The 14732-nt window shown below is 67.3% G+C and carries 13 protein-coding genes and 1 pseudogene; 5 read left to right on the top strand and 9 right to left on the bottom strand.

Translation table 11 applies throughout. The features are described 5' to 3' along the window. Positions 1 to 959: 959 nt before the first annotated feature. Positions 960 to 1112 carry a phosphatase PAP2 family protein gene (locus ACIBR0_RS25920; protein ID WP_396719938.1) on the bottom strand — a complete coding sequence of 51 codons (153 nt, stop codon included), beginning with the start codon at positions 1110 to 1112 and terminating at the stop codon, positions 960 to 962. Positions 1113 to 1256: 144 nt separating this feature from the next. Between ACIBR0_RS25920 and ACIBR0_RS25915 the strand changes: the two genes are divergently transcribed. Then, a complete protein-coding gene (locus ACIBR0_RS25915; RefSeq protein ID WP_396719887.1) occupies positions 1257 to 1592 on the top strand; it encodes a hypothetical protein in 336 nt (111 codons plus the stop codon). A 325-nt stretch (positions 1593 to 1917) separates the two neighbouring features. On the opposite strand, the gene ACIBR0_RS25910 is transcribed toward ACIBR0_RS25915, so the two are convergent. Further along, on the bottom strand, positions 1918 to 3582 hold the full coding sequence (locus ACIBR0_RS25910) for an Hsp70 family protein (RefSeq protein WP_396719885.1): 1665 nt from the start codon (positions 3580 to 3582) through the stop codon (positions 1918 to 1920). 540 nt (positions 3583 to 4122) lie between these two features. On the opposite strand from ACIBR0_RS25910, the gene ACIBR0_RS25905 reads away from it, so the two are divergent. Next, entirely contained in the window at positions 4123 to 6762 is a 2640-nt protein-coding gene (locus ACIBR0_RS25905; RefSeq protein WP_396719883.1) for a transcriptional regulator, read from the top strand. A gap of 111 nt (positions 6763 to 6873) precedes the next feature. Here the strand turns inward: ACIBR0_RS25905 and ACIBR0_RS25900 are convergent, their stop codons facing one another. The 6 genes and pseudogenes from ACIBR0_RS25900 to ACIBR0_RS25875 form a co-directional block, all read right to left on the bottom strand. Next, entirely contained in the window at positions 6874 to 7983 is a 1110-nt protein-coding gene (locus ACIBR0_RS25900; protein ID WP_396719882.1) for an IS110 family transposase, read from the bottom strand. 407 nt (positions 7984 to 8390) lie between these two features. After that, positions 8391 to 8729 carry a hypothetical protein gene (locus ACIBR0_RS25895; protein ID WP_396719880.1) on the bottom strand — a complete coding sequence of 113 codons (339 nt, stop codon included), beginning with the start codon at positions 8727 to 8729 and terminating at the stop codon, positions 8391 to 8393. Between the two features lie 133 nt (positions 8730 to 8862). Further along, positions 8863 to 9882, bottom strand: coding sequence for a hypothetical protein (locus tag ACIBR0_RS25890; RefSeq protein ID WP_396719878.1), 1020 nt, complete (start codon positions 9880 to 9882; stop codon positions 8863 to 8865). A 919-nt stretch (positions 9883 to 10801) separates the two neighbouring features. Beyond that, positions 10802 to 11287 (bottom strand): DUF1963 domain-containing protein, encoded by a 486-nt coding sequence (locus ACIBR0_RS25885; protein ID WP_396719876.1) that lies wholly within the window; start codon positions 11285 to 11287, stop codon positions 10802 to 10804. A gap of 123 nt (positions 11288 to 11410) precedes the next feature. Further along, positions 11411 to 11772, bottom strand: a pseudogene (locus ACIBR0_RS25880) (cyclic-phosphate processing receiver domain-containing protein). A gap of 104 nt (positions 11773 to 11876) precedes the next feature. Next, the gene (locus tag ACIBR0_RS25875; protein WP_396719874.1) at positions 11877 to 12251 is read right to left on the bottom strand and encodes a hypothetical protein; all 375 of its coding nucleotides are present in this window, start codon (positions 12249 to 12251) and stop codon (positions 11877 to 11879) included. Between the two features lie 155 nt (positions 12252 to 12406). Here ACIBR0_RS25875 and ACIBR0_RS25870 point away from each other — a divergent pair, with 155 nt between their 5' ends. Beyond that, positions 12407 to 12940, top strand: a complete 534-nt coding sequence (locus ACIBR0_RS25870; protein ID WP_396719872.1) for a DUF4240 domain-containing protein — start codon at positions 12407 to 12409, stop codon at positions 12938 to 12940. 133 nt (positions 12941 to 13073) lie between these two features. Here the strand turns inward: ACIBR0_RS25870 and ACIBR0_RS25865 are convergent, their stop codons facing one another. Continuing rightward, positions 13074 to 14006: a hypothetical protein gene (locus ACIBR0_RS25865; RefSeq protein ID WP_396719871.1), complete on the bottom strand. Its 933-nt coding sequence runs from the start codon at positions 14004 to 14006 to the stop codon at positions 13074 to 13076. 261 nt (positions 14007 to 14267) lie between these two features. On the opposite strand from ACIBR0_RS25865, the gene ACIBR0_RS25860 reads away from it, so the two are divergent. After that, complete coding sequence (locus ACIBR0_RS25860; protein WP_396719869.1) at positions 14268 to 14447, top strand: hypothetical protein; 180 nt, start codon at positions 14268 to 14270, stop codon at positions 14445 to 14447. Positions 14448 to 14452: 5 nt separating this feature from the next. Then, the gene (locus ACIBR0_RS25855) at positions 14453 to 14722 is read left to right on the top strand and encodes a hypothetical protein (RefSeq protein WP_396719867.1); all 270 of its coding nucleotides are present in this window, start codon (positions 14453 to 14455) and stop codon (positions 14720 to 14722) included. The last annotated feature ends 10 nt before the right edge of the window (positions 14723 to 14732 follow it).

The following is a 14732-nucleotide window of genomic DNA, read 5'->3' as shown; positions in this document are numbered from 1 at the left end:
GCCCGCTTCGTTGCTTTCGACAGAGCTTTCGGCCTGTTGGTCGCGTTGGCTGGGATTGCATCGATAATCGTGGGAGCCTATTTGCTGACTAGTCTTGCCTGACTTGGAAAATACGCAGAACGGCGGGAGCCAAGTGCTTCCGCCGTTCTGCATAGGGCGCATACATCAGCGCGTGTGATCGGGTATGCACATTGAGCCTTTCCGGGTAACGTCTCACATGCCTTTTGTAAAGTCGTGAATATTCCCAGGATTGCTAGCGGGATGGTTTGGAGCGATGGGTGTGCGGACGAAGTCTCGTATGCCTCGGCGGGGTGTTGGTCTAACTGGTAATATCGCGACGGGTTTGTAGAGATGACAAGCTCATATCGCCAAAACATTGCCGCAACCAGGAGTCGTAAGTCCTATCGTCTGCTCGTTCTGTCATGGCGGATCATGTTAGTAGCTGCTGCTTCCGGTGCTTTGACTCAGATCATTTGGGCCACTCATCTGATCAGTCGCCCGGTGTTGGTTGCCTTGATCGTGCCGATGATCATCGTGTTTTGCGCCTCCGTGCTAGCGGTAATCATTACGGGCGGTATTCAGGTCGCCCATTTTTCGGTCAATCCACTCGGGAGGGGGCCGATTCAACGTCAAATTGGGTTCAGCCGTATGCTCGTCGTAGACCTATTTACGTTCCCTTGGAGCCTAGCCAAAAGTCCTAAGGGAATCTCGCATCCGCGCGACTTGTAGATGGTTCGAGAACCGGCTCAGGTGTTGGCCTGAGCCGGTTCGGCGTCGCTGGCTAGGTGGCAGTCCGGGGAGCACTCCAATATCATTCAGTGCATAAGCCTCGGAGCGAATTGAGAGCTTCAGAACCAGGCTGTTCGCTAACGACTCTGTATCACCACTCGGCGGTGGCGGTGGGTGACGCTTGATCGACTAGTATGCGGTGTCGCAGCCGGGTAAACGCCAAGCTCGGTTCAATATAGGAGGAGGAACGTCGGCATAGCAATGAGGACGCCGACGAGCGCACCTGCCACAACCTGGCCAATTGTATGGTCGCCCAACCGCACCCGAGACCAACCCACCAGGGCGACGAGCGCCAGTGACGGGATCAGCGCCAGCCCGAACACGATGCGCAAGGGCCGGCGGCCAGCCGGATTCCCCGCAGGCGGTCAGTTGCGTAGCCTCGCCGAGCGAGTTTCAGCGCCTACGCCCGCCGTATTCGCAACCTGGCGCTGCCCCATCGACGCCGGGTGTCGGCCCTACGGTCCTGCGTGCAGCTGTACCGGCCGATTGGCTTTCACGCGACCCTGAGTTTCCTGCGAGTGCTAGCCGGGCCATTCGAGCGTGACGAGGCGGCCCTGCTGCGCGCGCTCGACGCCCTGAGTGCGAGTCGGGCCGGCTGGCACAGCGAACTCCACGAGTACGCTGCGGAGCGCCGCGCCGCCAAACATATGGGGCGCCGAAGTCCTCACCCGAACGATCCGAACCCCAACCAGGGCCCACGATGCTGGTACGGGGCACCGCAGCAGGCTGCCCTTCACGCCTTGAGGATCTGGCGTCACGAGCGCCTGCCCGCCCTGCTGGCCTGGCACGACCCGATAGCGTGACAGGTCGACTCCTGCGTCACCGTTTGCCTCGCGACGGGAGGGTCTTCACGTGCGCCCAACGGCAGCACCTGGCCGACGCGGTGGATGTGCTGCAGCACCGTATTGAGGCCGGCCTGTGGCATGACGACCGAACTGCCTACTTCCGGACGTGGGACCTGCTGACAGTCGCTCGACACGTCCGAACCCCTGCCGATGCTGTGCAGGGTTCAGGACGCCCGGCATCGGTCCGCAGGTGCAACGATTGGGGTGGCTGTAGCGGGAGAGCCGCGATCGGCCACCGCTGCTTCCATCCGACAGGGCTGCGTAGGGTCGCCTTTCTGAGGTCTCAGCCGCTTGCGCGATCGGTCAGGCGGCGTACCACTGCGGTGACGTGGGGGAAGGCGAGTCGCAGGGTGTGGGTGGTGAGTCGGATGGCCCACCAGGTGAGTGCGATGAGGTAGCCGACGATCAGGGCGCTGCTGGTGTTGCTGCTGAAGACGAGGGCGTAGCCGATGGCCAGGCCGGGCGCGGTGATGGCGCGGGTCACGCGGCTGCGGCTGGCGGTGAGGGCGGTCGCTGCGCCGAGCAGGGCTGCGCCGAGGCTGCCGGCGAGGCCGGGCATGCCGGTCAGGTCAACGGGAGTGGTGATGGTGAGGGCGGCGCGCATGAGGAAGATGCCGGCGGCGGCGGTGATGGTGCGGGTGATGGCGGGGCGGGTCAGGGCGAGCCAGGTGGGCAGCGTTTCGGCGGGGATCCGTGGTGCGGTGACGGCGATGAGGGCGGCGCAGGCGGCCAGGGGTAGGGCGGCGCCCAGGGTCCATTTCAGGTAGGGGGTGTAGTCGAGTCCGACGGCAGTGCCGGTGGCGAGGCCGTAGAGGGCTGCGGCGACGGTGCCGCCGACGGCGGCGGCCAGGTATCCGCGGCGGATGAGACTGCCGGTGGTGGGCTCCGGTCCTGACGCGGCGGTGGTGCCGGCGAGCCAGGTGGTGGGTGCCAGGTGCGCGACGGCGAGGGCGGTGAGCATGGCGAGCGCGCCGGCGACGCCGAGTTGCGGCAGGGACGTCCGGGCGCCGATGACAGAGCTGAGGATGGTGGTGATGTCCGCGGTGAGGACGGCCTGCAGGAGCAGGGTCAGGGAGCATGCGCCGATGAGCAGGGCGCCGGTGAGGTCGCTGACGCGGAGCCGTACGCGGGGTAGCCGTGCGGCGGCGGCGCGAGGGCCGGGTTGGTGGGCGGCGGTGAGGTTCAGGGCTCCGTCGGCGTGGGCGTGAGGATGATCGACCAGAACGGGGCTGATACCGGTGGCGTGGGCGAGCCGGTCTGTCAGCACGGGCAGGTCGCGGGCCGGCCGCAGAATGACCGCAGCCAGCTGATCCTTTTCGACATCGGCGGCGTCGAGGAGTCCGATCACCGTGGTGGGAATCTGATCCAGGAGCGGCTGCGCGGCGCTCGTGATGTCGTCGCGGGTGATGACCGCGGGCTGCCGGGGTGCGGGTAGCAGGACCGGTGCGCGGTCCTGGGTCGCGAGCAGGTTTCTGGCGGCGCGGACGGACTCCAGGACGGCCAGACGACCGTCGCCATTCGCGGGCGAGTTGTTCGCCGTTCGCAGCGGATCATCCTCTGCGGTAGCTGCCTGCACGACGTGCTGGGTGATGAGCCTGTCGAGGTCGGCTACGCCGTTGAGCTGCTGTGTTGCCAGCTCGCGGTAGCCGTCGTCGACCGCCTGCAGGATGGTGAAGGTCGTCGGATGGCGGTCGGCCTGACATACGAGCACGCAGGAGTTCTCGGGTGCGGTGAGGCCGAGCGTCGTGGCGTACGCGGCCAGGGCGGCGGGTGCGGTGACCAGGACGGGAGCCGGTAGTCCCGCTCGGCTTGCCGCCTCGCTGACGTGTCCGCGGCGGCGTGGCCCCCAACTCGGTGGAATGGTCACGGTGAGCTCAGCGATCGGCAGGCCGACCTGGTGGGCCGCATGGTGGCTGACATGCCGCAGGACGGCAGCGAGCAGATCCACAGGGTCGGGTTGTGTCGTGTCTTCGGTGCCAGCGGGCCTGCCGAGCAGGGCGGCGGGGTCATCGACGAAGCGGTGATCCGCAGGTAGGGATCTGGCGGCTGCGATGTCGAGACCGACGTAGAGCTCACCCGCAGGGCCGATGGCGACACCTGCGGGCATGGCGGGGCGACCGTCAATAAGGATCGGGATCCGGACACCCTGCTGGCTGACCGTGACGGCCACGGCCGAGGAACTGAGGTCGATCGACGCCCTGACGCCCCCGCTTGGCATGAGGGGCAGTCTCACGCGTGAGGGCGAGGTGACGCCAACGTGATCCTCTCCGAGTGATCCTTTGTGCGCGTATGGTGAGAATCCTTCTTGGCGGGATGGCGGAAGCCACTGGCTCTCGTGTATTCGGGGAGGCTGAGGATCAACCGTCGAGGAGAGGGGGTGCCGTGAATGTCTGCGGACAAGAGCGACAGGCTCGCCGAGTACGGTGCACGGGCCACGGTGCACCCACCACGCGACTTACCTTCACGGCGGAGGTCGACATCAGGTTCCTTGGTCAGCCGTCTGCGTGCGGTCATCGGCGCCGGCTCCTTCCTCGTGGTGGTGCCGACACTGCTCTGGCTCGCAGGCGGCAACCCGGTGCGGCGGCTGCCCACGTGGTCACAGATCCCCGATTGGTTCGAACGCTCCAGCGGACGATTCACCCCGGACGTCCTCATCGGAGCGGCTCTCTGGGCGATGTGGCTGCTGTGGGGCGTGTTCGCGCTGCTCCTGTTCGCTGAGATCGTCGCGGCGCTGACCCGCCGACGTATTCCCGTGCTTAGGCTGCCGGCCCCGCTGCACCGGCTCGTGTTCGGCCTGGCGGGCACCGCCGCGCTTGCCGTCACGTCCGCAGGCTCGCTCGACCGCGCGGCGAACTCCGACGTGCCAGCTACCTCTGCTGCCGCGACGGAGCGCGCCGATGTCCCTCGGCAGGCCGCCGCCCGCGGCCCCGCGGTCATCCACGTCGCCGACCAGAGCTACCTCTACACCGTCGAGCGGCACGACACCTTGTCCAAGGTCGCTAGGCAGTGGCTCGGCGACGCGAACCGGTGGCCGGAGATCTGCCAGCTGAACAAGCACCGCCACTTCCCGGAGGTCGGCGGCAGGCTGCGCGACTGCAACCTCATCTACCCCGGCTGGGAACTTCGACTGCCCGGTGATGCCCGCCCACCACAGACCGCCCGGCCCGCAACGCCACCCAAGCCACCCTCGACAGTCACGCCCCCGTCCAAGAAGCCGAGCGCTCATCCAGAGCCACCCGGTCCCACCGCGCCGCCGCCCACGACCGGCGGGAAGCCGTCCGCTGGTCCGAGCACCACACCGTTGGCAACCCCGAGCGCGTCCCTACCGCCGGCGCGCTCATCGGCCCCCAGCGTCGCCGCACCGCCGCCAGTTGCTCCCACCGTCATCAGCACGAACAGCCCGACCTTGACGACCGACGAAGACGGAGTGCAGTTGTCGGCCTCCACCTGGCTGCCCTGGTCCCTCGCCGCCGCGATCAGTGCCGCTGCCGCGATGGTGTGGCTTCAACGCCGGCGCCGCTACACCGGCGAACCGGACGCCGAACCAGCCGTCGAGCTACCGCCGCCCGTTGTCCAGGTCCGCCGCGCCGTGGCTGCCCACAGCCCCGAGCGACCCAACCCAGTCGACATCGACGGCGAGGCATCCGGCCTCGTACCAGGACTCGTGTCGCTGCCGACAGGCGGAATCGCTGTCGTCGGCGACGGCGCGCATGCCGCCGCCCGCGCCGCTGTCGTCGCCGTCCTGGCATCCGGCGATCTGCACCACCCCAATGCACGCGGTGAAGTCATCGTCGACTCCGCCACCCTGGTCACGCTCTTCGGCCCCGACGCAACGGCCCTGCAACCGTGGCCACGGCTGCACATCGCCGACAGCCTCGACCATGCGCTCGCCGCGATCGAGGCCCGGCTCCTGCAGCGCAGCCGCATTCTCGACGAGCACGCACTGACCGACCTGGACACCCTGCGCCAGCGGGCCCCCGAAGAGGAAGCACTACCGCCGGTTGTCCTCATCACCGCAGCCCCGTCCGCCGTCGCATCCATGCGGACCAAGACCGCTCTCACACTCGGCGGCACCTTGGGCGTGTCCGCCGTGCTGCTCGGTCAGTGGCAGCACGGCGTCACCCTCGACGTCGCCCCGGACGGCCACACCACCCATGCCTCCGGGCCGGCCAGCGAATCGATCCCCCCACGTCTGCCCGTACTCGACACCCCCACTGCCATCGGCATCCTTACCACCCTGCGCGAGGCGCAGACCGGGGCAACCACGGCGCTGCCCTCCAACGCGGCCGCAGATCCCGTCGTCCCACTGCACGCAAGCCGGACCCACACCGCTCCGCCCGACCGGCCTGCACCGGTCACCGCGACCGTCGAGCCCAAGGCTGCCGGCAAGGCGCACCTACGGGTGCTCGGGCAGCCGCGCATCGACAACATCACCCAACCCGGCCGACCCCTGCGCGCCAAAGCCCTCGAACTCGCCGTGTTCCTGGCCTGCCACCCCGACGGCGTCACCACCCGAGAGATCGGCGAATACCTCGAACCCGACGCCCGACTCAGCCAAGCCGACCAGCGTGTCCATACCAACGCCAGCAACCTGCGACACGTCCTCGCCCGAGCCGGCACCCTGGAGGCGAGAAACGCCTACGTCGTCAAGAACGCCGGACGCTACCGGCTCGACCCAGCCGCCGTTGACGTCGATGTCTGGACGCTGCGCGACCTGCTCCGCGCCGCCGCCATCGCCACCGGCCCACGCCGCTGGGACCTGCTCACCGCCGCCTGCGACCTCTACACCGCGCCACTGGCCGACGGCCAAGACTACGAATGGCTACCCCCACACCGGGAGACCGTGCGCCGCTGGGCCACCGAGGCCCACCTGCTCCTGGCAGACGACCTCATCGACACCGACCCACAGGCCGCATCCGACCTCCTCGACAAGGCGATCGGACTGGACCGCTACAACGAGACCCTCTACACCAAAGCGATGCACGCCCGCCACGCCCTCGGCGACACCGACGGCATCCGCACCCTCCTGCGCGCCCTCACCAAAGCCCTCACCGACCTCGACGCCCAACCCAACGAAGCGACCGTCACGCTCGCCCACCAACTTCGGACCAACCTCGCCAACAGGTAATCACCACGGGAACCGGCGTACAGCAAGCCAAGGACTGACGCCGGCTGCCGGGGCCATCCAGAACCATGACGGGGAGAGATGCCCGGCGTCCGGACATGGCTCCCCTCTGTGTCAAGACACCGCCGGGAGGAGAGTTCTATCCTGGGTGGTGGCGGGTCCGGGAAGTGACTTCTCCGAAGAGCCGGCTGGGGGATGAGAGTCGGTCACGCTGGAGCCAGTGGTCGTTCCCCGGTGTCCTCCCGGGCCCGCCGCCGTGGCAGCTGTGGCGTCGTCGATCATGCACCGGTAGACAATGTCGGACAGGCGTCGTTTCAGCGCCCGCATCGCTTCCATCGATGTCTTGCCGCCGGCTTTCTTGCGGTCGAAGTAGGCGCGGCCCTCGGTGGGGTTGCGCAGCTGGACGGTGGCCATGATGTGCAGCACCCGGTTGATCTGCCGGTTCCCGGCACGGGAGAGCCGGTGTCGTACCTGCTCGCCGGAGGAGGCATCGATGGGGGCGGTCCCGTTCCAGGAGGCGAAGTGGGCCCGGTTGGGGAACCGGGTGATGTCGCCGACCTCGACCAGCAGCCGGGCGGCACCGGACGGTCCGATGCCGTGCAAGTCCATCAACGTGGTGGCGGTGGAAGCGACCAGATCCTTGAGTTCCTTGTCGGCTTCCTTGGAGCGTCGGTAGATCCGTTCGAGGTCGGCGATCAGCTCCGCGGCGACCCGCCGTCGGGCCTTGCCAACCGCGTCTCGGGGCCGGACGGTGGCCAGCAGTGCTTTGGCCTGGGCGGCGGACAGGCTCTTCTTCGCTCCGCCGGGGATCAGTTCCAGCAGCAGCTGGTGCAGTTGGGAGACCATCCGGGTGTGGTCCTCACCCAAAGAGCGACGCCGGTCGACCAGGATCCGAAGCAGGGCGAGTTGTTCGTCGTTGACGACCGGGCGAAGTCCCGCCATCCGGGTGCCGACCAGCGCGATGGAGTGGGCGTCGGTGGCGTCGGTCTTGCGGCCCTGCCCGGTGGCGAACACCCGCGCCCTCGCGGACAGCTTCGGTGGAACGTCGACGACCTGTTCGCCATCGGCCAACAGCCGGTGGGCGATGTGCCGGCCGATGCCCTGGCAGCCCTCGATCGCCCAGACCCGTTGCGGCCACCGGCTGGCGTACTTCTTCATCGTCGCGTAGCCGTCCCGGTCGGTGTCGAAGCGGCCCCCGCCGATGACGGCCTCGTCGCCGGCCATGACCTCGATCGTGGCTGAACGCTTGTGCGGGTCCATACCGATGACCACGCGGTCCGACGTGACACTCAACGCGTCCTCCGATGCTCGATCCACCTGGTTGTCGAGCCGGGAGGGCAACGCTACTTCGAGCCGAGCAAACCCCTCTTGAGCCTCTCCCCGCCCTGGGGCGGCGCCCGGGTCTGCGCAGGCCAAATGAGAGCCACACGACCAGCGTGGGCAGCCGATGTGAGAGCGACAGCCCGGACGCCTCGACCGAAGCCTGGCCGGGCGACGGTCGCAGGTCAATGAAACAAGTAGCCGATGTGAGTGTGTTGTGAGCCCCCCGGCGGTGCGCGTCCTATCGTCCCGGCGAACCGTTTGTGCCGTACCGATCCGGTGGTTCGGAGCGCAAGCCGTTCGGGAGAGCGTTACTCCGAGCCGTAGCCCGGGTGCCAAGCCTCCGCTTGGATGACGCTCATCTCCCCGGCAGCGGCACGCCGAAGCATCGTGAACGAATCCTCGCGTGACACGCCAGTTCGATGAAATGCGCTGCCACCTGGCTCGCTGTTCTCCAAGACAACCAGCCCGCGATCGCCGGCGAAGACGCCGATCCCCCATCCGGTGGCGTCCTCCGACAGCCAGACGTCACCGTGCTCGGCATCGTCCTCGTCGTCATCCAGCTCCGACAGGAGTTCGCGGAGCGTCTCGTCAGGTACTTCGTCGTGACTCGACGACGCTCCATACCGCCACAAGAGCGAGAACCTCACGCCATGCTCCAAGACTCGCTGTTCAGCGCCGCGCCACTGGCGTGGCTGCAGGAAGATTAGCGCCTGCGACCCACAGCATCCGGATCTGCCGCGGGTCGCTCGCTGGCGAGGAGACGGCGTCGGTCCGGGCTGGTCACTGCAGGTTTAGCCTGTATGGCGTTGCAGGGCACTTGAAGCAGGCGAAGATCCGAAGGTCGCCGCGGCGGCCGACCGTGATACCGGTTGGCTCGTTGACGGCCCTCCACTGGGGGTCGGTCCACGACGGCTGCAGGTGGGATTCCTCCACCGGCATCCAGCTCCCACCGTCGGATTCGCTGGAGCTGATGGTGAGCAGCAGGTCGATGCGCTGGCGGCAGTTAGGGCAGTCCATCGGCCGCAGATCGGACACCTCCCAGTTTGCGTATCCGCCGACCTTCCACCCCGGCGCTTGTGACACGGAGAAGTAGGTCTCCTCACCAAACTGGCGGCTGTCGTCCCACTGCCGGATCCGTTGGCCCAACTCCGCCGGTAGCTCCTGCCACCAGGGATACTCGACGACCTGTTCTGGGTGTAGAGCGCACGGACGGGGCAGATAGTCCTCCTCGCGAGCGACAGTGGGCGGCGGCGGCGGGGTGGGCAGCATGGTGGTGACGCCGCTAGCCGTGCGCCACCGCAGTTGGACTGCCGGTCCCGCGTAGTCCCCGTCGCGGTGCTGATGCGGGCACCACAGCACCTGCAACAGATCGGCGTCATCGGGACAGCGCAGATCCGCAACATCGGCGGCGTGCAACTGGGCCACCGCCACCATCGGGCTCGGCGTCGGCTCGGACACGGTCACGGAGCCGATCGCGACCGAGCCCTGGTCCGTGGTCATCGTTCCGGCGAAGCCGGGAACGTCCCGAGCCAGCTGCTGCATCGCGGCCCAGTCTCCCGCCTGCATCCGGGCGACGAGATCCGGCGCAATCGCGGTCTCCTGGCGAACAACGTGCGGCCCTGCGCAGACCGGCCACGGCTCATCGGCGGGCCACAACAACCTCCCGCCGACGTGGCTTCCTCCTACGTCGGGGTCGCCGGGCCGCGGATGCAGCCGCGTCGCGGTTCGCGCAAACGCGTTAACGCCGGAGAACAATTCACTGAGATCCAGAGGCCGTGCAGGGGTTGTCCGGGTCATCACCGGCGCGAGCCTAGCGGGAGCTTCCACGCCGCACCTTCCCTCGGATCACCCGGCTCACGCTAGTGACCGACGGCTGGCGACCGTGCTCGCGTCCCAGGCGCCGCCCAACGCCCTAACATGCCGCAGTCCGGGCGCTGACCTTCGTCGGTGAGCAACCGGATCTGCCGATGGGCGGTCGTTATGCTCAGGCAGTGCCGCCCGGCGTGGATCGTGAGTGACGGTCGACGGCGGCAAGCCACTTGTCCAACTCGCGCTCGCACCATGCAGTCACGAGACGACGGGTCAAACGGCTGGTCGGCTGAGTCACGGTCCACCGCAGCAGCGTGCCTGCCGTCTCGGGCACGAGTTCGGCTCGCTGGACTCCGGCATACTTGCCCGCTCGATCAATCTCGGCCCACCCATCTCGTCTGCGGGATCGCTTCGCGAACCACGTAGTGAAGGCGTGCCTGCGCGAGACCGACACGAACGTTGAGGACGTACTCCGATCCGACGTCGCCGTTGCCCGTTGTCGACTCCAGGTGACATCGAGGGTCCAGTCGGTCGTGCATCTCCGGCGTAGAGATGACGTACCAGACCGCGGCCGGGGTCGCAGCGATGCGCCGTTCCTGCTTACCGACACCGTCGACTTCACGGCGCGGAGCCTAATGCAGGCATCCGGTCATGCCGCCGACCGTGCGCCTGCTGTGGTTCAGGCATTACCGCGTCGTGCTGTGCGGCGGTGCCACCGTCGCGTGCCCGCTCCGCGCTGCCCTGGGTGACGGTCCTGGGTCGGCCTCAGTCGCTTCATCGTTGCCAAAGGAACGCGGCGTCGCCGCAGGATCGGCAACGAAATCCGTACCCACAGCCACCACCGCCGAAGTTCGCCGAGGTTCGGTAATCGTGTCCTTCCTCAAGCTGCACGACGAACGACATTGGTTGATCACAGACGGCGCAGTCGGGTGTCTCGTCGTTCTGCAGCCACGCCGGCTGACCACCGACCTGGCCAAGCACTGCGGCACGGACCGACCGGTCTCGCAGTCCAACGGTCCCGCGCTCCCAGATAGTCGTACCCCTCGATCTGCGCGAAGCCGATCGCGGACGTCTCGTCGAGCAGCGTGACGCCGTCATCGGGTACCGGGGCGGCCCGCGTGGCATCGGACCCGAACACGAAGGCGCTGTTTCCGCCCGTGGCGGCATCCCATTCTTCGCAGAGCCCCGGCTCGTTCTGGCACATGAAGACCGACAGCAGCCCGGTACTGCCGGGATCGGCGTCAGCGAGGCAGATCTGAGCCAGGAACTGCATCGGCCCTTCGCACTCGCGGCACCGCGGCCACTCGAACTCCGGCGGCGTGAGCCGGACTCCGCCCGTACGGGTTCCCGACGCGTCTGCTGCCGCGGGGCCGGCGTAGATCAGCAGCGTCACCACGCGAGCAGGGTACGCGGCGCCCTTCGAACGAGCGGTCGGACGAATGCCGTTCTTCGGCGGGGCTGACAAGACTCACTGATTCGTCGCTGACTTCTCGAACCCCCTCCACACCGAGACTCTCGGTTACTCGTTCAGATAGCCGACTGCCGCGGAGCCGGATGCGATCCGGACGCGGTAGCCCCAACGTTGCAGAGCCTGAGCCATCCTGCCCGCACCGGCCGGTTGGCGGAGTGGACGTGGACGACGCCGATGTCGAACGGACGCCCTTCGAAGGCCGCACGCTCCAACACCTCCACAACCGGCCAGATCGTGTCGGCGTCACCGAGGTCGTGATCGAGCCACAGCTCGTCCAGCCGCTCGTCGCGGTGGCGTTCGAGGAGGGCGACCCCGGCGGCGCTGCTGCGTGCCACCGCGGCATTACGGCCATCAGCGAAGGAGCGCAGGTCGTCTACCAGAATGATTCGCCGAAGCTTGCTGCCGTCCACGGGACCATCGTGCCGCACCTCCTCGGGAGATCCGAGGGCTCAGGGGCGATCACCTCGGACATCGGGCGCACTCTTCTGCCGCCGATCGATCGAACCGCTGGTAGCTACCGGTCGACCTGCCAGCCGACGCTGGCCGGCGGGTGACCGTGATCGACGATGTGTTCCACGATCGCGAGCGCTTGCCCAAGCGGAACACTGTCACGGTCGCTGTATGAGTCGTGCTGCCCGTTGTTGAGGACGAACCCGTCCTGTTGGCCGGTCCCGGTCGGGTCGATGGCGTGCTCACCGGGGTCGCCCGGTTCATCCAGCAGCATGACCAGGGCGCGAGTGCCGTTGCTAACGACAGCGAGCAGTCGTCCTCGGTCGTGCTCGAACCACGTTTCTAGCCTTCCGTGGCCGATTCGTCTTCGAACGACGTCAGCAGCCTGCACACCGGTCAACGGCGCCTGACAGTCCGGCTCGCGCCAGTGGTCATCCATGTGGCGGAACGGTATCGGCTACCCGCTCGTGAAGCACTCCTCTGCCGCGATCAGCTCATCTTCCAGGGCTCCGTGCGCTAGACGGGCGGTCAGGCACGGGCACGACGGCGAATGGTGGGCGGCGAAGTCGGAGACAGCTGCCATACTCCCGCGTCATGAGTGTTGCCGAGTTCTGGAACGTAGTGGCGAAGGCACGAGAGTCTGCGGCCGACCCCTCGGACGCCGAGGACGTCGCCGAGCAGACACTGCGGCTGCTGACTGCCCTGCCGGCCGACAGGATCGCGGAACTGGCGCAGCCGCTGTGGGATCTGCGTGCGCAGTCGTACGGGTGGGACCTGTGGCAGGCGGCCTATCTAATCAACGGCGGTTGCTCCGACGACGGCTTCGAGTACTTCCGCGGCTGGCTGCTCACACAGGGGCGTGAGACGTTCGAACGCGCAGTGGCAGACCCGGATACGCTCGCCGACCTGCCGGTGCTCCAACGCGTTGCGGTCGACGGCGGGTTCGATCTCGAATGCGAATCCATGTATGGCGTCGTATGGGACGCATACGCGGTCGTAACAGGGAGCATGGAGCTGCCCAGTGCGGTCACTGGCAGATACCCGGAGCTCGGCCAGGGCTGGGACTTCGAGGACGACGGCGAGGTCCGTCGGCGTCTGCCGAGGCTCGCCGCGCTCTTCATGGATTAGTCGCGTCAAGCGGATCTGCCACGAAGCGCCGTCATGCCGAGGAGCGGATGGGGCAAGTTCAGTCCCCGCCTCCGGGGTGAAGCCAATTCGGGCAGCCAGGAGCCCGTGACGCAACTGAATGTTCGGGAACCCGTCACGGCGCAAACGGGTCCCAGTGGGTGGCATAGCAAAGCAGGGACAGCGCCAGGTCGGGGTGCGCGGCGGCCCACTGCGTGTCGAAGAGGAACAGTTGCTCGTGGCCGAAGAAGTCGTCGATGTAGCGGGCGGCCTGGGCGAGGTGCTCATCCACCGCGACGCGGGCCTCCGGTGGTGGCTGCGGCAGCTTCCGTTGCAGGATCTGCTCATGGCTGGGTGCGGTCCACTCCCCGAAAATCGACAAGTCGTATGGTTCGAGGCAGACGTAACGGTCCAAGGCGGGGCCGATGCCATCGTCGCCGGGTCCGACGAGGGAGCGCAGCAGGTCGGCGTCGAAGCGTTCTCGGGACACGGGATCTGCGATACCGCGTAGGTGGTCGGCAAGTCCGGGCAGCTTGACGCCGGGGAAGACGGTCGCTTCCCGCTGGTCCAGGTTCGTGCCGTTGTGGTCGGGGTGCTGCCAGGTGATGCGGACCGCGTAGACGGAATCCGGACCGGGCCCAGGTGGGCCGACGTCGCGGAGCGCCACGTCAGGGGTGAAGGTCGCGCCGGGCGCGGCGGCGCCGGACGGCAGCGGCCAAGTGTCGTTTACGAGGTACGTGAGCCGGTCGGGGTGGGCGACGATCGCCTCGTCCTCGAAAAAGAAGTAGGCCAGGTCCACCTCGTCGTCGTTGGTACGTACCCGCAGCCCCCGCTCGTCGAGGCGTATCGGGTCGTCAGATTCGACCCAGAGGTGCTCGTCTAGGAGTTCGCGCAGCTCGACGAGGGTCTGTGGACAGGGGAGGCGGTGCTCCTCGATCGCCTCGAAGATCGAGTCGAAACCGTAGGCACCGCCGCCGATCTCGGCGTCGAGAAGCGCTTCCGGGTCCTCGTGGCGCCAGGCGCGCTGGAACCAGCCGAGCACCGTCGTTTCCGGCACGTAGAAGACCAACTTGCTGAACGGAGAATCCACACGCGACCGCTCAACAAAATACACGTGAGGAGCTTAGGTGTGCGAGTGGAAATCGCATAAGCCCTGATGCACAGCCCGTTGGAGGGAAACGGGCGGACGTGACTCGGCCGACCGCAGCCCATTGTGTTCAGTGCCCATGAAGCCGGAATCACGCGGGCGGCCTTCGATCGGATGTCCGGATCTGCCGCCGTTCGGGAGCGCTGTCTGGCCGAAGCGCTTCGCTCCTGCTACACACGGTGCATGGGGATGGACATCTATGATCAGTACGAGCGGGACGCCGACCAGCACCTGGCCGCCTACGGTTTGCGGGTCGGCGCTGACCAGGTCTCGATCGTGCGGGATGTCCTCGTGCGCGAAGCCCGGCGCGAGGCGGAGACCTACTCTGGAACGGGCACCGTGTACCCGGCAACACGCAGCTGATGCGGATGTGCGCCGTCCAGCTGCGGCACGTCGGCGCCGTCGAGGACGCGCTGTTGGTTCACCGCGCTCGCGGCGCCAGTATGGACGCGACCGGCGCCATCGACGCGGAACTGATGCTGGGGGCGGGCGTCGCCAGGACCAAGGAGTATCTCACCACCGTATGCACCGAGGAAGCCCGAGAGATCCTCGATGTGATCACGTGGGTGGAGGAGGCGTACGACCCCGGACACTACGCCGCTTTCCTCGACAGGTACTACCGAGTTGGGTCCCACTGAGAACATTCTG

It is taken from the genome of Micromonospora sp. NPDC049497 (genome assembly GCF_044465805.1).
Taxonomy (GTDB): Bacteria; Actinomycetota; Actinomycetes; order Mycobacteriales; family Micromonosporaceae; genus Micromonospora.
The sequence above is the reverse complement of the archived record's forward strand: the minus strand, read 5'-3'. Positions and strand labels throughout refer to the sequence as shown.

What these genes read in the sequence shown, in the direction of transcription:
- ACIBR0_RS25855 (WP_396719867.1), top strand. Translation starts at nt 14,453, where the DNA reads ATGTGCGCCGTCCAGCTGCGGCACGTCGGCGCCGTCGAGGACGCGCTG.
- ACIBR0_RS25870 (WP_396719872.1), top strand. Translation starts at nt 12,407, where the DNA reads ATGAGTGTTGCCGAGTTCTGGAACGTAGTGGCGAAGGCACGAGAGTCT.
- ACIBR0_RS25875 (WP_396719874.1), bottom strand. Translation starts at nt 12,251, where the DNA reads ATGGATGACCACTGGCGCGAGCCGGACTGTCAGGCGCCGTTGACCGGT.
- ACIBR0_RS25860 (WP_396719869.1), top strand. Translation starts at nt 14,268, where the DNA reads ATGGGGATGGACATCTATGATCAGTACGAGCGGGACGCCGACCAGCAC.
- ACIBR0_RS25900 (WP_396719882.1), bottom strand. Translation starts at nt 7,983, where the DNA reads ATGGCCGGCGACGAGGCCGTCATCGGCGGGGGCCGCTTCGACACCGAC.